Annotated in this window: 20 protein-coding genes; 7 read left to right on the forward strand and 13 right to left on the reverse strand. The window is 66.6% G+C overall.

Annotated elements, in window-relative coordinates:
* The first annotated feature begins 97 nt into the window (after positions 1-97).
* Positions 98-847: a 16S rRNA (uracil(1498)-N(3))-methyltransferase gene (locus A6F68_RS13550; protein WP_067681227.1), complete on the forward strand. Its 750-nt coding sequence runs from the start codon at positions 98-100 to the stop codon at positions 845-847.
* 42 nt (positions 848-889) lie between these two features.
* On the forward strand, positions 890-2,260 hold the full coding sequence (locus tag A6F68_RS13555) for a glutamate--cysteine ligase (RefSeq protein ID WP_067681230.1): 1,371 nt from the start codon (positions 890-892) through the stop codon (positions 2,258-2,260).
* A 1-nt stretch (position 2,261) separates the two neighbouring features.
* On the opposite strand, the gene A6F68_RS13560 is transcribed toward A6F68_RS13555, so the two are convergent.
* The 4 genes from A6F68_RS13560 to A6F68_RS13575 all read right to left on the reverse strand — a co-directional run bounded on the left by A6F68_RS13560 (position 2,262) and on the right by A6F68_RS13575 (position 7,138).
* The gene (locus A6F68_RS13560) at positions 2,262-3,656 is read right to left on the reverse strand and encodes an isoprenylcysteine carboxylmethyltransferase family protein (RefSeq protein WP_232308157.1); all 1,395 of its coding nucleotides are present in this window, start codon (positions 3,654-3,656) and stop codon (positions 2,262-2,264) included.
* A gap of 47 nt (positions 3,657-3,703) precedes the next feature.
* Positions 3,704-5,056 (reverse strand): outer membrane protein assembly factor BamB family protein, encoded by a 1,353-nt coding sequence (locus A6F68_RS13565; RefSeq protein WP_067682713.1) that lies wholly within the window; start codon positions 5,054-5,056, stop codon positions 3,704-3,706.
* A gap of 23 nt (positions 5,057-5,079) precedes the next feature.
* Positions 5,080-5,856 carry a tetratricopeptide repeat protein gene (locus A6F68_RS13570; RefSeq protein ID WP_067681233.1) on the reverse strand — a complete coding sequence of 259 codons (777 nt, stop codon included), beginning with the start codon at positions 5,854-5,856 and terminating at the stop codon, positions 5,080-5,082.
* Positions 5,857-5,986: 130 nt separating this feature from the next.
* Complete coding sequence (locus A6F68_RS13575) at positions 5,987-7,138, reverse strand: glycosyltransferase (RefSeq protein WP_067682718.1); 1,152 nt, start codon at positions 7,136-7,138, stop codon at positions 5,987-5,989.
* A gap of 88 nt (positions 7,139-7,226) precedes the next feature.
* On the opposite strand from A6F68_RS13575, the gene A6F68_RS13580 reads away from it, so the two are divergent.
* The gene (locus A6F68_RS13580; protein WP_067681236.1) at positions 7,227-8,633 is read left to right on the forward strand and encodes a protein adenylyltransferase SelO family protein; all 1,407 of its coding nucleotides are present in this window, start codon (positions 7,227-7,229) and stop codon (positions 8,631-8,633) included.
* Here A6F68_RS13580 and A6F68_RS13585 read toward each other — a convergent pair.
* Together A6F68_RS13585 and A6F68_RS13590 are read right to left on the reverse strand one after the other, a co-directional pair.
* Positions 8,630-9,214 carry a hypothetical protein gene (locus tag A6F68_RS13585; RefSeq protein ID WP_067681239.1) on the reverse strand — a complete coding sequence of 195 codons (585 nt, stop codon included), beginning with the start codon at positions 9,212-9,214 and terminating at the stop codon, positions 8,630-8,632. The genes A6F68_RS13580 and A6F68_RS13585 overlap by 4 nt on opposite strands.
* 18 nt (positions 9,215-9,232) lie before the next feature.
* On the reverse strand, positions 9,233-11,728 hold the full coding sequence (locus A6F68_RS13590; RefSeq protein WP_198152618.1) for a YadA-like family protein: 2,496 nt from the start codon (positions 11,726-11,728) through the stop codon (positions 9,233-9,235).
* 330 nt (positions 11,729-12,058) lie between these two features.
* On the opposite strand from A6F68_RS13590, the gene astD reads away from it, so the two are divergent.
* On the forward strand, positions 12,059-13,504 hold the full coding sequence (gene astD / locus A6F68_RS13595) for a succinylglutamate-semialdehyde dehydrogenase (RefSeq protein WP_067681246.1): 1,446 nt from the start codon (positions 12,059-12,061) through the stop codon (positions 13,502-13,504).
* On the opposite strand, the gene A6F68_RS13600 is transcribed toward astD, so the two are convergent.
* On the reverse strand, positions 13,501-14,199 hold the full coding sequence (locus A6F68_RS13600; RefSeq protein WP_067681249.1) for a hypothetical protein: 699 nt from the start codon (positions 14,197-14,199) through the stop codon (positions 13,501-13,503). The two genes, astD and A6F68_RS13600, sit on opposite strands and share 4 nt — an antisense overlap.
* 140 nt (positions 14,200-14,339) lie before the next feature.
* On the reverse strand, positions 14,340-14,816 hold the full coding sequence (locus tag A6F68_RS13605) for a glycine zipper 2TM domain-containing protein (RefSeq protein WP_067681252.1): 477 nt from the start codon (positions 14,814-14,816) through the stop codon (positions 14,340-14,342).
* A gap of 202 nt (positions 14,817-15,018) precedes the next feature.
* On the opposite strand from A6F68_RS13605, the gene rarD reads away from it, so the two are divergent.
* Positions 15,019-15,912 (forward strand): EamA family transporter RarD, encoded by an 894-nt coding sequence (rarD, locus tag A6F68_RS13610; protein WP_067681255.1) that lies wholly within the window; start codon positions 15,019-15,021, stop codon positions 15,910-15,912.
* Here rarD and pyrC read toward each other — a convergent pair.
* On the reverse strand, positions 15,890-16,927 hold the full coding sequence (pyrC, locus tag A6F68_RS13615) for a dihydroorotase (protein WP_067681258.1): 1,038 nt from the start codon (positions 16,925-16,927) through the stop codon (positions 15,890-15,892). The two genes, rarD and pyrC, sit on opposite strands and share 23 nt — an antisense overlap.
* A gap of 39 nt (positions 16,928-16,966) precedes the next feature.
* On the opposite strand from pyrC, the gene ygfZ reads away from it, so the two are divergent.
* A complete protein-coding gene (gene ygfZ / locus A6F68_RS13620) occupies positions 16,967-17,695 on the forward strand; it encodes a CAF17-like 4Fe-4S cluster assembly/insertion protein YgfZ (RefSeq protein WP_067681260.1) in 729 nt (242 codons plus the stop codon).
* A gap of 245 nt (positions 17,696-17,940) precedes the next feature.
* Here the strand turns inward: ygfZ and A6F68_RS13625 are convergent, their stop codons facing one another.
* Complete coding sequence (locus A6F68_RS13625; protein WP_067682723.1) at positions 17,941-18,381, reverse strand: COG3650 family protein; 441 nt, start codon at positions 18,379-18,381, stop codon at positions 17,941-17,943.
* A 110-nt stretch (positions 18,382-18,491) separates the two neighbouring features.
* Between A6F68_RS13625 and A6F68_RS13630 the strand changes: the two genes are divergently transcribed.
* Positions 18,492-18,956: a hypothetical protein gene (locus tag A6F68_RS13630; RefSeq protein WP_067681263.1), complete on the forward strand. Its 465-nt coding sequence runs from the start codon at positions 18,492-18,494 to the stop codon at positions 18,954-18,956.
* Positions 18,957-18,964: 8 nt separating this feature from the next.
* Here A6F68_RS13630 and A6F68_RS13635 read toward each other — a convergent pair whose 3' ends face one another.
* The 3 genes from A6F68_RS13635 to A6F68_RS13645 form a co-directional block, all read right to left on the reverse strand.
* Positions 18,965-19,585, reverse strand: a complete 621-nt coding sequence (locus A6F68_RS13635; protein ID WP_084001846.1) for a dioxygenase family protein — start codon at positions 19,583-19,585, stop codon at positions 18,965-18,967.
* Between the two features lie 73 nt (positions 19,586-19,658).
* On the reverse strand, positions 19,659-19,988 hold the full coding sequence (locus A6F68_RS13640) for a hypothetical protein (RefSeq protein WP_067681266.1): 330 nt from the start codon (positions 19,986-19,988) through the stop codon (positions 19,659-19,661).
* 18 nt (positions 19,989-20,006) lie between these two features.
* Entirely contained in the window at positions 20,007-20,966 is a 960-nt protein-coding gene (locus A6F68_RS13645; protein ID WP_067681269.1) for a sulfotransferase domain-containing protein, read from the reverse strand.
* Positions 20,967-21,161 lie beyond the last annotated feature (195 nt).

Here is a 21,161-nt window from a genome sequence, read left to right on the forward strand (position 1 = left end):
CCCGCTCGGGCGTGAGAAACGATGGCCGCGGTCTTGGAAAAGGGCTCGGCATGGCTCATTCTTGGCACAATCCCGTCATGTAGGACAGCGCCCGATAATGCCCGCCACCCCCGCCTGGCCGCCCAAGAGCGCCCCGCGCCTGTTCGTGGATCGCGACCTGTCTGCGGGTGGGGATTTCCCGCTCGATCCGGCGCATGCGCGCTATCTGCTGGCAGTCATGCGCAAGGGTGAAGGCGACGTCTTTCGCGCATTCGACGACCGGACGGGAGAATATTCCGCCGAACTGCGCGAGGCTGGCAAGGGCAAGTGGGCTGCGCGTGTGGGCGAACGCATCGCCGCGCGCGAGGATGTGCCCGACCTCTGGCTCTGCCTCAGCCCGATACAGCGCGACAACTTCGCGCTCGTCGCCGAAAAGGCCTGCGAACTCGGCGTGCGCAAATTCCAGCCGGTCGAGATGCACCGCACAGTGGTGCGCCAGGTCAACGATTCCCGTCTCCATGCGCGCATGGTCGGCGCCGCCGAGCAGTGCGAACGCACCGCGTTGCCCGAAATCGCCCCGATGGTGCGGCTGGAGCGCCTCCTCGCCGATTGGCCGCAGGACCGTGCACTGTTCTTCTGCGACGAACGCGGAGGGTCCCCGGCGCGGGTTACAATGGAAGCCCATCCGGGTCCTGCGGCGATCCTGATCGGTCCCGAAGGCGGATTCGACGATGCCGAGAACGCGGCGATACGGGCGGTTCCACAGGCGATCCCGATTTCGCTGGGCCCGCGAATCCTGCGCGCCGAAACCGCGGCGATGGCGGCGATTGCATTGTGGATGGGGACCGTCGGCGACTGGAAAGATTAAATCGCTGGCGCCGAGGTTTTACGTTTTCTAGTGCGGGCCGCTATGAGCACGCGGCAGGCCTCCGAGGCGGACGATCCCATCATCGAAAGCCGCGACCAGCTCGTGGCGCCCATGCAGGCGGGCGAAAAGCCGAAACTGGACTGGCGCATCGGCACCGAGCACGAAAAGCTCGTCTACAAGCTGCCCGACCATCACGCCCCTTCCTACGACGAGGCCTGCGGCATCCGCGACCTCCTCATGGCGCTCACCCAGTTCGGGTGGGAGCCGGTCGAGGAAAACGGGAAAGTCATCGCGATGCGCGGTGACGACGGCACCGTCAGCCTCGAGCCCGCAGGGCAGCTTGAACTCTCGGGCGCGCCGGTGGTCAACCTGCACCAGACGTGCGCCGAGACCGGCCGGCACCTGACGCAGGTTAAGGCGATCGGAGAGAAATGCGGCGTAGGCTTCCTCGGCCTCGGGATGTGGCCCGACAAGACCCGCGAAGAGCTGCCGATCATGCCCAAGGGGCGCTACGAGATCATGATGCGGCACATGCCGCGCGTGGGCTCGCTCGGCCTCGACATGATGCTGCGGACCTGCACGATCCAGACCAACCTCGACTATGCGAGCGAGGCGGACATGGTGCAGAAATTCCGCGTCAGCCTTGCCCTCCAGCCGCTCGCGACCGCGCTGTTCGCCAACTCGCCGTTCACCGAAGGCAAGCCCAACGGCTACCTCAGCTACCGCAGCCATATCTGGTCGGACACCGACCCGCAGCGGACCGGCATGATCCCCTTCGTGTTCGAGGACGGCTTTGGGTACGAACGCTACGCGGACTACATGCTCGACGTGCCGATGTACTTCGTCTTCCGCGATGGGAAATACATCGACGCCGCCGGCCTCAGCTTCCGCGATTTCCTTGACGGCAACCTCTCGGTCCTGCCCGGCGAGAAACCGACGATGAGCGACTGGTGGGACCACCTCTCGACCGCCTTTCCCGAAGTCCGGCTCAAATCCTTCCTCGAGATGCGGGGTGCCGACGGGGGGCCGTGGAACCGTATCTGTGCCCTCCCCGCGTTGTGGGTCGGCCTGCTCTATGACCAGGGTGCGCTCGATGCCGCGTGGGACCTCGTCAAAGGCTGGTCGATGGACGAGCGCGAAGCGCTGCGCACCAGCGTGCCGAAGCTGGCGCTCGATGCACCGGTCCCGGGCGGGCGCACCCTGCGCGACATCGCGCCCGAGGTCCTGAAGATCGCCCGCTCGGGCTTGACGGCGCGCGGCCAGCTCAACAGCAGCGGCGACAACGAGAGCGGATTCCTCGAAACGCTCGACGAAATCGTCGCCAGCGGCAAGGTGCCCGCCCAGCGCCTGCTCGACCTCTACTACGGCGAGTGGAACGGCGACGTCAGCCGGGTCTACGAACTGAGTTTCTAGCTCACTCCGCAGGCTGCGGCACGCTGTCGAACCCGCGTACCCGCACCCCAAGCCGCCGCTTTATCCGCACGAGCGGAGCGGTGATCAGGCCGTGATCGCTCATCCATGCGTGGTAGGCGCGATACTTCGCGTCTTCGTGCCAGAGATGCTCCTCCTCGGTCCGGGCGCGCCAGTAATAGATCGCGTTGACCGCCAGCAGGCAGATGACGTTGCGCACCGCGTCGGTCGCGGAGGCGTTGGTCACCATGAAGGGCAGCGTCGACAGCCACCAGAACGCATTCTTGCTGAGGTAGGCCGGGTGGCGGGTGAACCGGTAGGGCCCGTTCGTCAGCACCCCGCGATAGGTCAGGTTGGAGAAGCGCAGGCCGAAGGCGAACGTTGCCCAGGCGTAGACCCCGGTGAGGAAGACGAGAACCCCCGCCCATAGCCACAGCAGCAGGGGCTGCCCCTGCAGCCAGAACGTCCAGTTCGCATCGCCCTGTCCCGGAGTGCCGAACTCGTAGCCGAGCAGACCCGAACCCATGAAGGCGAAGACGAAGGGCGGGTAGCACATCAACGCGGCGATCCACCCGGCAAGGTAGGGGTTGCCGCTGCGGATATGCGCGTCGAGCGGGCGGAAGGTGACGAGGTAGCCGACCGTGCCGATCTGCACGTCCACCAGGAACAGCATGCCAATCAGGACCATGCCGAGCATCGCCGGGTCGCCCAGGATGCCCGAGAAGTCGGCGTTTACCGCAGCCTCGAAGCCCGGCGGCAGGATCGAGATCATGAACGCGCCGAAGAAGCCCTTGATGATCCACGCGCGCCAGTGGCGTTTCACTTCCTCGAAGTCGTGCGCCTCGCGGCCCAGCAGCATCGCGCCGAAGTGCCACGCATGGTCGCGCGGGTTCACCATGTAGCGATCGAGCCACAGGACATACGGTACGGACAGGACGAACAGCGGTATTGCTGCTGCCTTCAGCACCCCCATCGCGAAGAGGTACTGGCCGTCCCAGTACCACCGGCCCAAGGCATATATCCCGGCAAGAATCGCCCAGGTCGCCCAGAGCCCCGCCAGCTTGACCAGCGATACCCGCCGCGTCTCGGCAAGCGACCTCGCTAACGTCCAGTCGATCCCGGTCGATGGACGCAGGTGTACCTTGTCGACCAGCAGCGACACCGAGACCATCGGCAGCGTCGAGAAGAGCATCGCGGTGACCGCGGCATAGGGGCCGTCGAGGCGCGCGCGGGGGCCGGGAATTCCGAACGCGTCGGCAATCGCCGGCCAGTTGCGGCAGATCGCGATCCACGCGAACAGTCCTGCGAGGCCGGCCAGCCCGACCCACGGCGAGACATCGCTCGCCGGCCGGGCAGGCGGCGGAGCGGACGGCAGGTCGGGCGAGCGCGCGTTCGTCACGCGCCCGCGCTAGCGCCTAAGGGTTAATTTGCCGGTAAGCGCGCGGGCTAGCGGAAAGCGTGGATCGTCCCGCCCTCGTCGAGGACATAGAGCGTGTTGTTGGCCACGATCGGGGCCTGCGCGATCGGTTCCTTCAGCGTCTGGAACAGGCTTGCCGACCCCTCGCCGACGCTCACGCGATAGATCTGGCCCTCCGAGTTCGCCACCCACAGAGTGTTCCCTGCGAGGACCGGACCGGTCCAGAAGATCGGATCCTTCTTCTTCTCAACGTTCTTCCACCGCCCAAGGTCGGTGATCCAACGCACCCGGCCGCTGCCGCGAGCGATCGCGAGGAGACGCGCATCGTCGGTCAGCGTGAAGATCCATTCGCCCGCGATCGCCGGGGTCGATACGCCCGCGAGGTTGAGCTCCCAGATGCGCTGGCCGGTGACCAGTTCGTAGGCCGCCATGCGGCCGCCCTGGCCGAGGGCATAGACGCGTCCCGCGTCGATGATCGGATCGGCGTCGATGTCGGACAGCGCGCCGACCTCGGTCGAGATCGAAGTACGCGCGAGCGCGTCGGCCCACAGCACACGGCCGTTCTCGTAGCGGTAGGCGATGAGCTCGCCGCTCGCGTAGCCCGAGATCACCGTGCCCTGCCCCGCGGCGGGCGAGGCGACGCCGAACAGGCCGGTCTGGGTGGTCGACCCCGACTCGTTCCACAGCTGCTTGCCGTCCGTCGCAGACAGCGCGAACAGCTGGTTGTCCTGCGTCATCACGTAGACCGAACCGAAGGCGACCGTCGGCGCACCGCGCAGCGGCCCGGCCGGCTTGACCTTCCACTGCTGCGCGCCGGTCTGGGCATCGAGGGCCAGCACTTCGCCGACGCCGTTGGTCGCGAAGACCCGGCCGCCATCGTAGCTTACGCCGCCGCCGAAGTTGGCTGCACGCAGGTTGCCTTCGACTTCCGCCACTTGGCTCCACAGCTTGCCGCCGCTCTGCGCGTCGAACGCATGGATCACGCCGTTGGTGTCGGCGACGAACATCTTGCCTTCGCCGATTACCGGAGCCGCAGCGAGCCGTCGGCGGTCGCTCGAACCCGCGACCGACACGCTCCATGCCTTGCCGAGGTTGTCGGGCAACGCGAGATGGCCGTAGCTCTTTCCGGCTGCCCCGCCCGGCTGGGCCCATTCCGCGTTGGTCTGGGCCGGAGGCAGGACCACCGAAACGCCCGCGAGCGCGGGATCGATCTTCGCCGTCTCGATCCGCGACAGGACCGGCAGACGGTTACCGACGGTCGGGGTGACCTTTTTGTCCTTGCCGCCGAACAGGCCGCCGCCGGCGCAGGCGGACAGGCCGAGCGCAAGCGCGAGCACCAGGCCGGCCCGAGCGGAAGAACGGAATGCCTTTGCGGTGGTCATCGGCGCTATGGTCCTCGAAAAATTCATTCGCCGCCCGGCTGGGTGACTGGATTGGTCTCGGCAATGACGGTGTCGACGTCGTCGATGGCGTCGACGCCGAGAAGCCCCGCCATCTGGCGCGAACGCGCCTTGAGCGTGTCGGAGGTGTCCTTGTCACGCGCGATCGCGGCAAACAGCGCGCCCGCCTCGGCCTGGTTGCCCTGGTCGAGATAGGCCATCGCGACGAGTTCTCCCGCCGGTCCGAACCAGGCGTTGCCGGGGGTCGCGAGCGGCTTCAGCTTCGCGACGACGTCGGCGGGCTTCATCGTGTCGTAGCGCGCGGCGACTGCGCGGATCGTGGCGATGTTGCGCATGGCTTCCGGTGCGCCGTCGTCGGCCGCGATCCTGTCGTACAGCGCAGCCGCCTCGGCGGGCTTGGCCTGCTCCATCGCGATTCCTGCCTTGAGCAACTGCGCAGCCGCCCGCGCACCGGCACCGCCCTCGGCGATGACCGGCGCGAGCGCCGCATCGCCGCTCGGCAGGTTGCCTCGTTCGACCTGGTCGAGCGCGGCGATCAGCTTCTCGCTGTCGGCTTCCCGCGCGGCATCCTGGCGACCGTCCCACCAAAGGTATCCCCCGAACGCGGCGAGGAGCAGCACGACCGCCGCGACGATCGGCTTGCCGTATCGTTGCGCAGCCTCGGCATACTGGTCCTGGCGCACGGCATCGTCGACTTCGCGCAGGAGGACGTCTTCCTGCGCAGCCAGCGCACGTGCGCGCTTTTCCTCGGGGGTCAGGTCGCTATCGGGTCGAAGGGCCACGGGGTGCTTGCGTCTCGTGTTGTACGGTAAAGGTCAGGTGCGCCGGGTCTTTAGCCGATGGGCGGTTCAATTCAACGTGCAAAACCGGATGTCCCCCGCAGGGTGAACGCCGACTGAAGCGCTTCCAGCCTCACGGCAGCGACGCTCGGCCCATCGCGCTGGCATAGAGCCGGCGATAGGCATCGATCATTCGCGTCTCGTCGAATTCCGCGCGCGCCTTCGCCCGGTTGGCCTTGCGCAGCTCGCCGCGCGCCCTGGTGTCGTGAAAGAGGGCCGCAAGGGCATCGGAAAGGGCCAGCTCGTCTCCAGCGGGCACGATCAGCCGGCGGTTCTCGCTGGCGACCATCTCGGCAACGTCGCCAACGTCGAACGCGGCAACCGGCCGTCCGGCGGCCATCGCCTCGACCAGCGAGATGGGAAACTGTTCGGAATGCGAGGACAGCGAGAAGACGTCGAACAGCCCGATGTAGGTTTCGGGCGCGGGCGCGAAACCGGGAAGGTGCACCCGGTGCTCGATCCCGAGGCGCTCGGCCTCCGCCAGGATCGCCTGTCGCTCCGGGCCTTCACCGACAATCACAAGGTGGCAATCATCCTGCAACGGCGCGCACGCTCTGACCAGCGCGCCGAGGTTCTTAACTGGACGCAACCCCGCCACGGTGCCGATCCAGAATTCCCCCGGGCGCTTGATCAGCCCTGGAAGCGCATCGGGCTTCGGTTCGGCGGCGAAGGCAGCGACGTCGATCCCGTTCGGAATCCGCTGGACCCGTCCGATCGGCTGGGCCCAGGTGGTCAGCGCTATCTCCTCCAGCTTTTCGGACGGGACGACCAGGCTGCGCGCCCGGCCAAGCGCGATGCGGCGATACCAGTTCCGCGACGCCTTGAGCCCATCGCGCTCATCCTCGTTGAAGCCGTCCTCGTGGTGGATCAATGGTGGAAGCGACAGCATCTCGCCGAACAGCGTGTGTGCCATGACCGCGTCCATCGCACCCCAGTTGTAGGTCAGGACGAGGTCGTATCCCCGCATCGCTTCGGCGATCCGTTTCAGTCTGCCCGGAGTGGGACGCCCCTGCAGCGAGGGAAAGTCACGGGGCCAGGACACCGTCAGCGCCCGGTCGATCTCGGCCGCGGCGGAAGTGGCTCCCGGAACGCCCGAAACGATCGCGTGGTGCACATGCGGCCCGAATGCGTTCATCAGCCGAACCGCGCGGCGTTCCTTGCCGCCGGCGGCGAACGTGGAATGGAGGTGGAGAAAGCGCACCGCCGCAGGCCGCGTCGCGCTCATGCCGCTGGCACCGTGATCATCGAAGTCGCGCGGCCCCTTGTTCGCCAGGCGGCTTGCACGGCCGCACATACCCCTTCACTATCGCCGGATGAGCGCCGGAGAGCAACCTGCCGCGTACCGGCCCGAGCGCCCCCTGCTCGACCTTGCCGAATGGATCGCCGACCCTGTCGAGCCTGCGGCGTTTCCCGAAACCATCCTGCGCTGGCGCAACGACCGCGCAGCGGCGACGGTAGGGCTGTCTGGCCTCTCAGATGAAGACTGGGTCCGGCACTTCGCCCGGTTCGAGCCATTACCCGGAACGCTGCCCGGCCCGCTGGCCCTGCGCTATCACGGGCACCAGTTCCGCATCTACAATCCCGAGCTGGGCGACGGACGCGGGTTTACCTTCGCGCAGATGCGGGCGGGCGACGGACGGCTGCTGGAACTGGGTACAAAGGGTTCGGGGACGACACCCTGGAGCCGGACCGCCGATGGCCGGCTGACGCTCAAGGGCGCCGTGCGCGAGCTTCTCGCAACCGAGATGCTCAAGGCTTTGGGGGTGAACACCAGCAAGACCTTTTCGATCGTCGAGACCGGCGAGGAACTCTGGCGCGGAGACGAACCCTCGCCCACCCGGTCGGCGGTGCTGGTCCGCCTGTCGCACGGGCATATCCGTATCGGCAGCTTCCAGCGGCTCGCCGCACTCGAGGAGGCCGATCACATGGCGGCACTCGTCGAATATTGCCTCGCCCAGTTTCCGGGACAGCTGCCGCCGGTCGGCGTTCCGGGACGCGAAGAACCCGCCGTCATCCTGATGCACCAGGTGGTCGAACGGCTGGCGGACCTTGCCGCGAGCTGGATGGTCGCGGGTTTCGTTCACGGCGTCCTGAACACCGACAACATGAACGTGACGGGTGAGAGCTTCGACTACGGACCCTGGCGTTTCCTGCCGGCGTGGAACCCGGGATTCACTGCGGCCTATTTCGACCATGCAGGGCTCTACGCCTTCGGACGTCAGCCCGAGGCGCTTTACTGGAATTGCGGACAGCTGGCCGTGGCACTGCGGACGCTGGTCGACTCAGCGCCTCTCCTGGCCGCGCTGGAGCGGTTCGGCCCGCTTTACATGGAGAACGTGCGGCGGCGATGGTTGTGGCGACTGGGGGTCGCGTCGCGCGGCGAGGAACGCGACGCCGCGCTGGTTGCCGCATGCGAGGCGGCGATGGCCGATAGCGGCGAAGTGCCGGACCTTTTCTTCCATCGCCATCGGTTCGGTGCCCATGCGCAGGGCGAACTCGCCGAGGCATTCGCGGGCTACAATCCGGTCGCCGGGTCACGACCCTGGCCGGATGGAGAAGAACCACCCAGCCTCGTCATCGATGAAGTTGAACCCCTATGGTCGACGATCGCCAAGCAGGACCAGTGGACACCGCTGTGGGAAGCGGTCGAACGTATCCGCGCCTTCGGCGAGCTGCTTGGCGCGCCGCCAATGGCGGCGTCACACGTTCCTGAAGACTAACGACGCCGCGGAGCGGGTGCCGGCTGCTGGGGGACCGGCTGGATGTTCGAACCTGGAAGCGCCTGCGCCATCGAGATGGGCTGGATGTCGATGCCGAACAGCTTCCAGCGGCCCTGTTCCCACTGGTAGAAAATGTCGAACTGAATCGCCGAGGGGCGAAGCTGGAAGACGCCCTTCACCTCGAACACGTCCGCCTGAATCTGGCGCGGTGCCTCGAAGAAGGTCGGGGCGAGAACCAGCGAATTCGACAGATCGATGCCGCTCGTGCGCAGCCCCGCGAAGACCTGCGCGAGCCGCGCGGGATCGTTGTTGATCTGGAATCCCTGCGCCGACATGTCGCGCAGGACCGAGTAATTGCCGGACTTGTTGGCGTGATCGACCGCGAGAAGCGTCGACCAGATCATCTTGGTCAGCTCAAGCTGGTCGGGAACCGGGCGGGCCGCCGGCGGCGCGACGATGGTTCCCTGCCGCTGCTGCTGCTGTGCCTGAGCGGCACTTGGCACGACGAATGCGGCGAGGGCAAAAAGAAATGCCGGGGCGAAGCGCCCCGGCATTCCGAAGCTGCATGAATTCAGTGTCATGCAGCGGTATGTAGCGACTTACCAGGCAACCTGGAAGCCACCGCGTGCACCGACTTCGCCGCTGTCGAAGCCGACGCCGAGACCGGCCGAGATGGACGCGTTCTCGCCGACGCGCGCCGCGAAGGCGAGCGTACCGGCAGCGTTCTTCTCGAAGTAGCCGATGCCGCCCGAGAGACCGAAGTTGGTCCCGGCGGGAAGCGACGGCGACTCCATCGCCAGACCCATCGCCACGCCTTCGTAAGCCTTGTCGAGGCCGCCGAAGAGCGAGGTGATCTGCGCCTGCTGACCGGCGGTCAGCTGCTGCAGTGTCGCGATGTTGGCCGTGTTGGTCGCAGTTGCGGCGTTCGCGGCATTGAGCTGCGAGACGGTGGCGAGGGTGTTTACGTTTACGCCCTGGCCCAGCGTGCCCGATGCGTCGACCGTCGTAATGAACCGATCGGTCCCGGTCTGCGCAGCGGTGCTCGAAGCGAGCGAGCCAACCGTCACCGACGAACCCGCGCCACCCAGGACGACCTGGTTGGTGCGCGTGGTCGTGGCACCGAAGCCGACCGCGGTCGATCCGGCGAACGCCGCGGTGGCCGACTGGCCGACGGCGGTCGACTGGAGCGCCGAGGCAGTCGCCTGACGACCGACGGCCACCGACTGGTTGCCCGAGGCGGTCGTCTGCCAACCGATCGCGGTGGCACCCGTCCCGAGCGCGGTCACCTCGCCGCCAATGGCGGTCGAGTGGAAGCCGGCACGGGTCAGGTCACCGATCGCGACGGCGTCTTCCTGGTTCGCCTGGGCGTCGTTACCGATCGCCACGGCGGTCAGGGCATTCGCCGAAGCGATGCGTCCGACGGCAACCGACTGGGCCCCCGCACGCGATGCGTTACCCACCGCGACGGATTGGTCACCGATGGCATTAGCGTTCGCACCGTAAGCCGACGAACCACGACCTTCCGCATTCGCGATATAGCCATTGGCGGTCGAGAACACGCCAGTCGCGGTCGCCAGAGTGCCGGTCGCAGTCGACTGCTCGGCCGTGGCGCGCGCGTTGTTGCCGACGGCGGTCGACTGGAAGCCGAGCGCCTGCGCGGCGGCACCGAAGGCCGACGAGCCCTGCGCAGTCGCAGCGGCGATATAGCCGTTTGCGGTCGAGTTGGCGCCGGTCGCCTCGGCCAGCGTACCGGTCGAGGTGGCCTGCGCACCAGTGGCGCGAGCATTGTTGCCGAGCGCGGTCGACTGGAAGCCGAGCGCCTGCGCGGCAGCACCATAGGCCGATGAGCCTTGGGCGGTCGCTGCCGCGATGTACCCATTCGCCGTCGAGTTAATGCCGCTGGCTTCGGCCAGAGTGCCGGTGGCAGTCGCCTGGTCGGCCGTGGCACGAGCGTTGTTGCCCACCGCGGTCGACTGGAAACCGGTCGCCTGGGCGGCAGCACCATAGGCCGATGCGCCGCGGCCGGTGGCGGCAGCGATGTAGCCGGTGGCGGTCGAGAATACGCCGCTCGCCTCTGCGGCTTCACCCACCGCGACCGCCTGAGTCCCGGTGGCCGTTGCGGCGTCACCGACGGCGACCGCCCCTTCGGCCGTTGCGAAAGCCAAACGCCCGACCGCTACCGAACCCTGCGCCGTGGCGTGGGCGCCGTTGCCGAAGGCCGAGGCCTGGTCGGCGCTGGCAACGGCATTGGCGCCATACGCGCTCGCTCCGCGGCCGCTGGCTTCCGAAATATAGCCGGTCGCGGTGGCGAAGGTATTGTTGGCGACAGCACTGTCGCCCACAGCGACGCTGCGCTCGGCCGTGGCTTGCGCCGACAGACCGACAGCTATGGCGCTCTGGGCGGTGGCCGACGAGAACATACCGACCGCGACCGAGTTCTCACCGATGGCAGCCGAAGCAAAACCGTAAGCGCTGGAACCGAACCCGTCGGCAAAGGAGCCCCAACCAGTCGCTGAGGAAACGACGCCTTGCGAAACAGCGAACGAACCATTGGCGAGCGAGCCGAAATCTGTCGCGCTTGCCTCATTACCGATAGCGATGGCAAAAGGGCCGCCGGCATTGGTGGTGTCGCCCAAGGCAATGCTCGATTGGCCAACGGCGGTGGCGAGTTCACCGATAGCCACCGAATGGAATCCGCTCGCCGTAGTTTCGTTGCCAAGTGCGATTGCGGATTCGTTCAAAGCGTCCGCTTCCGCGCCGATTGCAATAGCGCCGGCCGCATTCGCAAAAGCTTCCGAACCGACCGCGACGCTCTCGATGCCGGTCGCTGTCGTGTTGGTTCCAACGGCAGTAGCCGAGGGGCCCGTCGCATTAGCGCCCGTTCCGCAAGCAAGCGATCCGAGCGCGCTGATCGCGCCGCCATCGGTGTCAGGAACCGGGTAAAAGGGGGCTTGCGACACGATGCCGTCATCCGTCGTATCGAGCAAGCACTCTTCGGCGGCAACCGACACGGGCGCAGTCACTGTGACGAATGCCATAACGCTAGCCGAAGCGGTAAGGCCGAGCGCCGCAAGGCGGGAGAATTTGATATTCATGACGAATGTACCCCATGTTGTGCGACGACGATCCGTCGAACGCAGATAACTGACCGGCTTCCGCCGGAATTTGTGTGCGCAACCCATTTTAGCCGGTCGACTCACCTTGCATGAAAGTGGTCTCCGATCTTGGATGGCGCCACTGATGCACCAATTTGCCCCACAAAGACAACTCCATATTTCCTGCAATCCATACGGATAAGAACGATTTTTGCGCGAAACGCAATCTTCACCATCTCGGGAAATTGGACAGCGGTAATCCATACGCTAAACTGCGGATAACTTGCCAACCGATCGCCCAGTCCCTCCCATTCCAACCGAAAGCCTTCCGTGTCGCCCGGCGAACTGATCTCATACGAGCCCGCGACCGGCAGGGAGCTATGGCGCGGCAGGGCTGGCGACGTCGATGCAGCGGTCGATCGCGCGCGCCGGGCCTGGCCCGAATGGGCGGCGAAACCGCTCGCCACGCGCGTCGAACTGGTCCGCCGCTTCGCCAACGAGGTACGCAAGGAGCACGACAAGCTTGCCGAGCTGATCGCGCGCGAGACCGGAAAGCCGCTTTGGGAAGCGCGCACCGAAGTCGAATCCGTCATCGCCAAGGTCGATATTTCGGTGACGGCCTATGCAGAGCGGACCGGGCAGAAGAGGCTCGACAGCGCGCTCCAGGGAACCGCCGCGGTGCGCCACAAGCCGCACGGGGTTCTCGCGGTCCTCGGGCCCTACAATTTCCCGGCTCACCTGCCCAACGGACACATCGTCCCCGCGCTGATCGCCGGCAACACCGTCGTCTTCAAGCCGAGCGAGAAGACCCCGGCCGTCGGCGAGTTCCTCACCGGCTGCTTTCATCGCGCGGGGATTTCCGCCGCCGTGGTGCAGTGCCTGCAGGGAGCCGTGGCAGAGGGTCAGGCCCTTGTGGCGCACCGCGACATCGACGGCGTGCTGTTCACCGGCAGCGCGCAGGCAGGCATCGCGATCAACAAAAGGCTTGCGACCAATCCCGGTAAGATCGTTGCGCTCGAGATGGGCGGCAACAACCCGATCGTCGTGGTGGACACCCCCAAGGTCGCCGACGCCGCGATCCTCGTCGTCCAGAGCGCCTTTACCACCGCCGGCCAGCGTTGCACCGCGGCCCGCCGACTGATCGTCAAGGCCAGCATGTACGACGCGCTGGTCTCGGAGGTGAAGAACCTCGCCGATCGGATCATCGTCGGAGAACCGTTTGCCGATCCCGCACCGTTCATGGGCCCGGTCATCGACAACCGGGCGGCGGACCAACTGTCGGAAAGCTTCATCTACCTGCTGTCGAACGGCGGGAAGGCGATCAAGCACATGCTGCGCCAGGACGAGAAACTCCCATTCCTCGGCCCCGGTATCATCGACGTGACCGCGATGAAAGACCGGCCCGACGTCGAACTGTTCGGACCTCTCCTCCAGGTCATCAAGGTGGACGACCTCGACCAGGCGATCGCAGAAGCGAACAACACCCGTTTCGGCCTGTCGGCCTCGCTCGTGGGTGGCAGCCCGCAGGACTACAACAGGTTCTGGGCGAACATCCGCGCCGGGATCGTCAACTGGAACCGGCCGACCAGCGGGGCGAGCAGCAAGGCGCCGTTCGGCGGGCTCGGCCTGTCGGGCAACCATCGCCCTTCCGCCTTCTATGCCGCCGACTACTGCGCCTACCCCGTTGCCAGCACCGAGATGGACCAGCCGCGCGCCAGCTTGGGAGCGGGCTTCAGGGAAGAACGCCGCAAGGCTCGCCGCCCGATCGGAGACTAGCGCGCGAGCGTCGTCAGGCGGACGAAGGTGTGGTCCCCCTCGCTGCGGGCCCGCACGTCATAGACAAGTCCGTCTCCGCTCCCACGAAGCTGCAGGTCTTCTCCCGCGCGCAGAAAAAGCGGCCCGGTGCCGAGCGACCTGGCCCTGACGGCATAGAACGCCATCACCTCGGCGAGCGGCACGGGGGTTGTGAAAGACACGACCCGCACGTCGCATCCTTTGGCATTCGATCCTGCGGCCGACTGCGTCGCTCCGCGCGGATACATCGGCATCGCCACGGGCAGACGCGCGGCCCAGATCGCCGAGACCTGGAGTTCGTCGCGGCATGCCTCGCCTCCGACGAGCGCGGCGAGTTGATCGGCCGGACCGGCACGTCGCTTCAGTTCGCGACCCGTCGCCTGCGGATCGCCGAGCGGAACCAGCTTGTCCGCTCCGCCCACCAGCGCGGCGGCCTCGAGACGGGCTGCGGCTATCGCCTCCGGCGTTGCGGGCAGGAGCGGCAGCGAGCCGTCGCTTTCGACCGTGAGCGCAGCGGCGCGTTCGTTGCGCGCGGAAAGGTCGGGATCGGTCATCAGCGGATCGTCGAGTGCCTGCGCGACTTGCGGATCCCGGGGCGGCACCTCTTCGGGACCGGGGCCCGGGCTGCACGCCGCAAGCAGCGCGAGAAACGGAAGAGCTATGACCGTGCGAACCATGCGCCGTGGTTCTAGCGCAGCAGGCAGTACAAAAGAAGAAGGCGCCCTACGCCGAAGCGCAGGACGCCTTCCGCGACCCCGAGGGGGGTGCGCGCTTGCGGCCGCGGGTGGGCACGACCGCGAAGTTCGAAAGTGCTAGCTTAGCGGCAGCGCGCTCCGCTCTGGGCGATCTCGCGGCCCAGCAGCGCGCCGCCGGCGGCACCGAGGATGGCGCCGAGCGTGCGGTCGCCGTAGCGGCCGGCAATCTCGCGGCCGAGCAGCGCTCCGCCCGCGGCACCGATCAGCAGACCGGTCGTGCCGTTGGACTTGCGGCAGTAGTAACGGCTGTCCTCGCCGCGCCACACGCGGGTGTTGGCGTAGACCGGCTCGCCGTAATAGGTCTGCTGGTAGCCATAGCCGTTTCCGTAATACCGTCCGTCGTAACGACTGTCGTAACGATCGTGGCGGTCGTGCTTGCGATGATGCTTGCGCTTGTGCTGGGCGGCGTGATCGCCCCAGACGGCGCTGTTTTCGTAGGCGGCGCTGTGCGCGGGAGGCGCAGCGGCAGCCGGGGCGGCGAGCGCCAGACCCGGCACGGCCAGCACCAGTGCGGCGGTCTTGAGCGGGCTCTTGTGCATCGGTATTTCCTTCCATGTCTCTCGCGACCGAGAGGCTGAGTGCGACCCCATCTGTCCCGTTCATAAATAGGGACCCAAAGCTGAACGATCGGCAACGGCGCTTTCAGGTTCAAAAATTTTTCGACGCGGGCCGTGTTGCTCGAAAAAGCGCAGTTTCTCGCACCTTGTCGAATGCCTCCCCGCGGCCTAACGCCCGCCGAAGATGAACGAGACGCCGAGCACGCGGCCCAATGGGCTTCCCCAGGCGCTCGGCGCATACCTCATCTGGGGCTTCCTCCCGCTTTACCTGATTCTCGTAGCGAGCGTTCCGCCCGTGGAATTCGTCGCCTGGCGGATCGTCTGGACTGTTCCGCTTTGCCTGGCGATCGCCGCGTTTCGCAGCCAGCTGGGAGAGATCGCTTCCGCACTCAAAGATCCGGGCGCCCGCTTGTGGCTCGCTGTCAGCGCGGTGCTCATCGGCTTGAACTGGCTGGTCTACATCTGGGCGATCCAGGCGGGAGAAGTCCTGGCCGCCAGCCTGGGCTATTACATCAATCCGCTCGTCAACGTGCTGCTGGGGACCCTCATCCTCGGAGAACGGCTTTCCCGCCGGCAGTGGATAGCGGTCGCGCTCGCCGCCGCCGGGGTGGCGCTGCTGCTGGGCGGCGCGCTCACGACGCTGTGGATCAGCCTGACGCTGGCGCTGTCGTTCGGCACCTACGGTCTGGTGCGCAAGCGCGTTGCGGTCGGCGCACTCCCCGGACTTACGGTCGAAACGCTAATCCTCATCCTGCCTGCGCTCGGGATCGTCGCCTGGTATGCCGCCAGTCCGGCCGGGTCCGCCTTCGGCCAGGATATCGGCCTCAGCCTGGCGATCGTGGTCGGCGGAGTCGTGACAGCGATCCCGCTCTGGCTGTTTGCGGAGGCGGCGCGCAGGATGGACTACTCGCTGCTGGGCTTCATTCAGTTCCTTGCCCCGACGATTGTGTTCGTCCTGGGCCTGACCGTGTTCGACGAGCCGCTGACCGCCATAGAGCTCGGTTCTTTCGTCCTGATCTGGATGGCCGTCGGCGTCTTCGTCTGGGACCTGTGGTCTAGGCGCGCAGCCGCCAGTTGAGCGTTTCACCGGCGTGGAACGGGACGACCGGGGTCCCCTGCGCATCGATCGTATCGGGCACCGCGACAGGGCCGCGCTCGAGCGTCACGGTCCCGGAGTTGACCGGCAGGCCGTAAAACGCGGGGCCGGCGAGCGAGGCGAATTGCTCGAAGCGGTCGAGCGCACCTTCTTCCTCGAACACCTGCACATAGCTCTCGAGCGCGAAGGGCGCATTGAAGATGCCCGCGCAGCCGCAGGCGCTCTCCTTTGCGTCCCTGGCATGGGGCGCGCTGTCCGTACCGAGGAAGAACTTGCCCGATCCCGAAGTCGCAGCCTTGCGCAGCGCCAGCCGGTGCGTCTCGCGCTTGGCGACCGGCAGGCAGTAGGCGTGCGGCCGGATGCCGCCGACGAACATGGCGTTGCGGTTGATGTGCAGGTGCTGCGGCGTGATAGTGCCGGCGACGTTGGGCCCGGCACTCGCCACGAAGTCCACGCCCTCGCCCGTCGTGATGTGTTCGAGCACGACCTTGAGACCGGGGAACTGCCGGACGATCCACGACAGGTGGCGCTCGATGAACACCGCCTCGCGGTCGAACACGTCGATGTCGCTCGTCGTCACCTCGCCGTGCACGCACAACACAAGGCCGGCCTTTTCCATCGCGGCAAGCACCGGTGCGAGATTGGCGATCTCGGTCACGCCATGCGCGGAATTCGTCGTCGCGTTCGCGGGGTAAAGCTTGGCCGCGGTCAGCACGCCCTCGTCCTTGCCGCGGACGAGGTCGTCCGGATCGGTCGCGTCGGTCAGGTAGGCGGTCATCAGCGGCTCGAATGCGATACCATCGGGCACGGCCGCGCGGATGCGGTCCCGATACGCTGCCGCCGACGCGCTCGTGGTCACCGGCGGCGACAGGTTCGGCATCACGATCGCCCGCGCGAACTGGCGGGCCGTGTGGGCCACCACGCCTTGCAGCATGGCATCGTCGCGCAAGTGCACGTGCCAGTCGTCGGGGCGGCGGATGGTGAGGGATTCGGTCATCGGCTTCCCCTTAGGCGCGGGCGTCCCTATCTGCCAGTCATGCCCGCCACTCGCCTGTTCGATCGTGCCGTCGTCCGCGTATCTCCCGAAGCCGAAGGCGAAGATGCCGCCGGCTTCCTGCAGGGTCTGCTGACCAACGACGTCACGGGTCCGCTTCCCGCCTATGCCGCGCTGCTGACCGCGCAGGGCAAGACAATGTTCGACCTCATCGTCTGGCCCGGCGCCCCCGGCGAACTCCTTCTGGACTGCGAAGCGGCCACGGCGGACGAACTCGTCAAGCGGCTGTCGCTCTATCGTCTACGGCGCAAGCTCGCGATCGCGCGGGACGACGGGGTCGGGGTGCATTGGGCGCCGCACCCGGGCGATGGCGCAGCCGCCGATCCGCGCCTTGGCGCGCTTGGCGAGCGGTGGCTCGCGCCCTCCGATCCGGCCGACGCGCCAGCCGATGAGGCCTGGCGCGCGCACCGGCTGCGGCTCGGGGTGCCGGAAGGCCGGGCCGAGATGGGCGACGTTCTCTGGCTCGAGACCAACGCGGCAGAGCTCAACGGGGTGAGCTTCACCAAGGGTTGCTATGTGGGGCAGGAAAACACGGCCCGCATGAACTGGCGCGCAAAGGTCAATCGCCGTCTTCTGGTCGTTCCGATCGCATCGTCCGATCCCCAGCGACAGCGCGTCGCTTACCCGCACCTCGATCTCGCGGTGGACCATCTCCGCGTCGAGTCGATCGAGCCTGCACGTCTCCCAACCTGGCTTCACCTGGAACAGTGAGGAGATCGGGGCGACTCCTCATCGGCGCAATGGCCGGAGGAGCCGCCCCTCTCGCTTGCGACCTCGCGAGTAAGGTGAACGTCAGCGCTCGAGGCTATCTGGCCGTTCACCACCAAAACGGGTCGGCTACGGACGCGGTTCCGTTTATCGGGCGTTCAGCAACGGCCTAACCTCCTGTAATGCAAACCCGCAGGGGTCGGCATTACGGGATGGGCAGCGGCTGCCATGCGACGAACCGTGAACGGTCAGGAAGCTTGGGAGCCGGTAAAGGGCGAGTCCTCGGTCCAGGCGCAGCCGCTGCGGAGTTCTCCCGCCACTTCCAGTGTGGCGACATACGGATACGTGCGGTCGCTCATTCCGTCGGAGCAGTCCCCCGGTGTAACCGCGAGCGCGAAGCGGGCGCCTCCATGCATGCCCGTCCATGAGACTCCGCCGCGTCCGGCAAACCGGGTCACCGCGATGTCCGTACCATCGGGCTGCTCGGGCGTGCTGTAGGTCAAGGCGGTTCCGGCTACCTGACCGCCCCAGAATGGCTCTGTCCCCGTAAACCGCACCGTCTCGCTCTCCCCGATCGCGGAGAAGGGTGCCTTGTCATCGGGATTGCCGGGAAGACCATCGCTGGATCCGCCGCCGCTGCACGCGGTCATCAGAGCCAGAAAGGGAAGGGCGAGCGCGGTTGCATTCATAGAGCTACGGACGTTCGAGCTGCAGCGGGGTTCCGGCGGCGTCCGGAACATAACCGAGACCTTGCGCATTGTCGGGTCAAACCAGTTTACGCATTTTCGGAGCAAATGCCATGAAGGCAACGCCCTTGTTTTTGGGCGCGTGCGTCCTTGCGTCGATCGCAGGAGCGGTCGGCGGCGCTACGACGAACACAACGCCCATCCAGAACGGCGGCATCGGCATGGACATGCTGCCGCAGCAGACCATCGCGTTCGACCCGGCCGACAGTGGACAGCCGCAAGCTGCACTTCCCGATCAGTACGCCATCGTTACGCCTGCGGGCCGATTCGAGGTGGGTGAATTGTCGACGCGGGGCCTCTACGCGCAACAGAGGTTTGCCTGGCGCGAGGCCGCCTATTCGCCGCCGGCCGAGCCGCTGTTCGAGGAAGAGCATTCCCCGTCGGCGAACCCCGAAATGGCGGTCATCGACGCGGAGCCGATCGAAGCCCCTGTCGAGCCGCTCGACGTTTCGGCACCTGCCGCGGTCGGGCATTCGCGCACGATCGACGTGGCGGCGGCGCTGACGGAGCAGGGCTAAAACGGCGGCTACCCTTCGAACAGGACGATATCCCACCCGTAACGATGATCGCCGAGGCCGCGTGCGATCGAACTCGGCGCGCCGTCTCCGAGAGTCTTGTAGAGCGAGTCGCGCTTGTTCGCTTCTTCGTCCTCCGGAAAGTACATCTGATAGACCCCCCGGTAGTCGCGGCCGACGACATCCATGTGGATGTGCGGCGGGCGTTCGCCGATCGGGCTGGCATAGCTTCCCGGCTTCACGGTTAGCATCTTCCAGCTCCCGTCCGTGCCGGTGTGGATCGAGGCGAAGCCCTGAAAATTGGGGTCGAGGGGCATAATCGCAGGATCCTGTGGATGGGCGTAGCGGCCCGCCGCGTTCGCCTGCCAGATGTCCAGCTTCGCGCCGGGGATCGGCTTGCCGAAGCGGTCGAGCACGCGGCCCATCACCTCGATCACTTGGCCCTTCGCGCGGCCCGAACCACCGTCGACCCGGGTCAGGTCGGCGTCGGTTTCGCCGCGATAGGATACCGGGAAAAACGGGCCCATGTCCGATGTCGCGGTCATGGTCTGGGCAAGCGCCCGCGTACCCATCACGGCACCGGCTACGGTTCCGACCGCAAACGTCCTGCGTGAAATCAACCTGTCGACCATGGTCACCTCTCCCCGTTCGGGCGACCCGGCCGGAAAGCTATCCTTGCGATTGCGGCGAGTCCACCGCCCTTGCTCATGCCATGCGCAGGAGCATCATCAGGAAGAAACCGACGAAGAGAGCGTCTCCCGCGAGAATCCAGCCGAGCGCTTTCGGTGCCTCGCCCCGGGCGACCGCCGGCAGCATGATCGCGATTGCCCCCGCCTTGCCGAGCACACCCGCCCAAAGCATCGGGAGGTGCCGCGCCGGCTCCAGCGCGACGAATGCGTAGACAACCCCGAAGGCCAACACGAGCAGGCCGACCATGCGCCCCTCACGGCTCGCGCCCTTCTGCAGCATGGCGCCCGCGCCGATCAGCAGGTTGAAGCCCGCCGCAGCCCAGAGGACGATGTTCCATAGCGCCATGCCCAAATCTCTCCCGTTCTAGATCACGTCTCGCGGATCACGCGTCGCGAGGCGCCCGTGTTCGCACCATACAGCCAGTTCGGGCGAGAACTCTGCCCTGACCTTCGCCTCGTATCGCTCCAGATCCTCGGGGCGAACAACCCCCTGCCACCGTTTGTTGGTACCTTTGTTGAGGAAAGTCTGGCCGCCTCCTTTGAACACGCCGGCAGCTGTGGGCATCAGCTGCGACGAAGCGGCCCGCATCGCGGGGAAATCCGCCGCCGCGACGATTTCGGGCCACACATCTTCGGGCAACGCAATATCGAGAAAATCGGCAATGCGCCGCATCTCGCCTTCGAGGTCGGCCTTCAGGTCATTGAAATGGACCAGGAGGACATTGGGCTCGTGCCGTGCGGCCCAGAAGCTGTTCTCCATGGCGAAGTATCCTCCACCCGGATCGCCGCGTTCGTCCTCCGGCCCATCGACCCAGTCCGCAAAGTGCGCGACCGGGTCCTGCGGGGAGAAGTCGAAGCTGTCGCCATCGCCGAACTTGGGGTCCTCGTTGCTGATCTCGATCCAGCGCGCGACCACTTCGGGCGTGTAGTTCGACTTGTGGTGAAAGAAACTCATCGCCGCGTCGCGCCCGTCGCGGGCGACGTGGATGTATTTCACCCCTTCATAAAACGGCAGGGCATCGAACGGCAGGTGCGACTTGAGGAAGCGCCGGTGCGTCTGGCTCTCCGCAAGTTCCCGCATCGCGCCGGGCGGCGGCAGCCGGAAATCCGGCCACGGCGAGCTTTCCTGGATGGGAAAGGGTGCAGCGCTGCCGAAGACGAGCATCCCGACAATCCGCTGCGTCCAGGTGGTTCCGCACTTGGGATAGGTCGAGATCACGATGTCGTCCGGCCGCATCGGGAAATCGTCCCACGCGCTGCTGAGCGAGGCCCGGCTGTGCACCCGCCGCGTTGCCGGCCGCGCGAGTTTCGCTTGCGGAGCCATCGTCTTCGCCCTCCCCTCCCGGGCGACCCTTCGGAGAGCCTAGCGCGGAGCCGCCGGATCGCCAAACGGCGGGGCACGAGAGGGGTCGTGTCACACCTGTCACACAGTCCAGGGCGAAAACTCCGGGCCGGGAGCAGCAGCTCTCGCCGGGAGGATGCCGACCTACAGGTCGCGAAGCGGGAACGACGGTGGCCA

It is taken from the genome of Tsuneonella dongtanensis, from assembly GCF_001698205.1.
GTDB classification, from domain to species: domain Bacteria; phylum Pseudomonadota; class Alphaproteobacteria; order Sphingomonadales; family Sphingomonadaceae; genus Tsuneonella; species Tsuneonella dongtanensis.

What these genes read in the sequence shown, in the direction of transcription:
- A6F68_RS13585 (WP_067681239.1), bottom strand. Translation starts at nt 9,214, where the DNA reads ATGACACTGAATTCATGCAGCTTCGGAATGCCGGGGCGCTTCGCCCCG.
- pyrC (WP_067681258.1), bottom strand. Translation starts at nt 16,927, where the DNA reads ATGACCGAATCCCTCACCATCCGCCGCCCCGACGACTGGCACGTGCAC.
- A6F68_RS13645 (WP_067681269.1), bottom strand. Translation starts at nt 20,966, where the DNA reads ATGGCTCCGCAAGCGAAACTCGCGCGGCCGGCAACGCGGCGGGTGCAC.
- A6F68_RS13640 (WP_067681266.1), bottom strand. Translation starts at nt 19,988, where the DNA reads ATGGCGCTATGGAACATCGTCCTCTGGGCTGCGGCGGGCTTCAACCTG.
- A6F68_RS13575 (WP_067682718.1), bottom strand. Translation starts at nt 7,138, where the DNA reads ATGAGCGCGACGCGGCCTGCGGCGGTGCGCTTTCTCCACCTCCATTCC.
- rarD (WP_067681255.1), top strand. Translation starts at nt 15,019, where the DNA reads ATGAACGAGACGCCGAGCACGCGGCCCAATGGGCTTCCCCAGGCGCTC.
- A6F68_RS13550 (WP_067681227.1), top strand. Translation starts at nt 98, where the DNA reads ATGCCCGCCACCCCCGCCTGGCCGCCCAAGAGCGCCCCGCGCCTGTTC.
- A6F68_RS13625 (WP_067682723.1), bottom strand. Translation starts at nt 18,381, where the DNA reads ATGAATGCAACCGCGCTCGCCCTTCCCTTTCTGGCTCTGATGACCGCG.
- A6F68_RS13605 (WP_067681252.1), bottom strand. Translation starts at nt 14,816, where the DNA reads ATGCACAAGAGCCCGCTCAAGACCGCCGCACTGGTGCTGGCCGTGCCG.
- ygfZ (WP_067681260.1), top strand. Translation starts at nt 16,967, where the DNA reads ATGCCCGCCACTCGCCTGTTCGATCGTGCCGTCGTCCGCGTATCTCCC.
- A6F68_RS13580 (WP_067681236.1), top strand. Translation starts at nt 7,227, where the DNA reads ATGAGCGCCGGAGAGCAACCTGCCGCGTACCGGCCCGAGCGCCCCCTG.
- A6F68_RS13630 (WP_067681263.1), top strand. Translation starts at nt 18,492, where the DNA reads ATGAAGGCAACGCCCTTGTTTTTGGGCGCGTGCGTCCTTGCGTCGATC.
- A6F68_RS13555 (WP_067681230.1), top strand. Translation starts at nt 890, where the DNA reads ATGAGCACGCGGCAGGCCTCCGAGGCGGACGATCCCATCATCGAAAGC.
- A6F68_RS13600 (WP_067681249.1), bottom strand. Translation starts at nt 14,199, where the DNA reads ATGGTTCGCACGGTCATAGCTCTTCCGTTTCTCGCGCTGCTTGCGGCG.
- A6F68_RS13565 (WP_067682713.1), bottom strand. Translation starts at nt 5,056, where the DNA reads ATGACCACCGCAAAGGCATTCCGTTCTTCCGCTCGGGCCGGCCTGGTG.
- A6F68_RS13590 (WP_198152618.1), bottom strand. Translation starts at nt 11,728, where the DNA reads ATGAATATCAAATTCTCCCGCCTTGCGGCGCTCGGCCTTACCGCTTCG.
- A6F68_RS13635 (WP_084001846.1), bottom strand. Translation starts at nt 19,585, where the DNA reads ATGGTCGACAGGTTGATTTCACGCAGGACGTTTGCGGTCGGAACCGTA.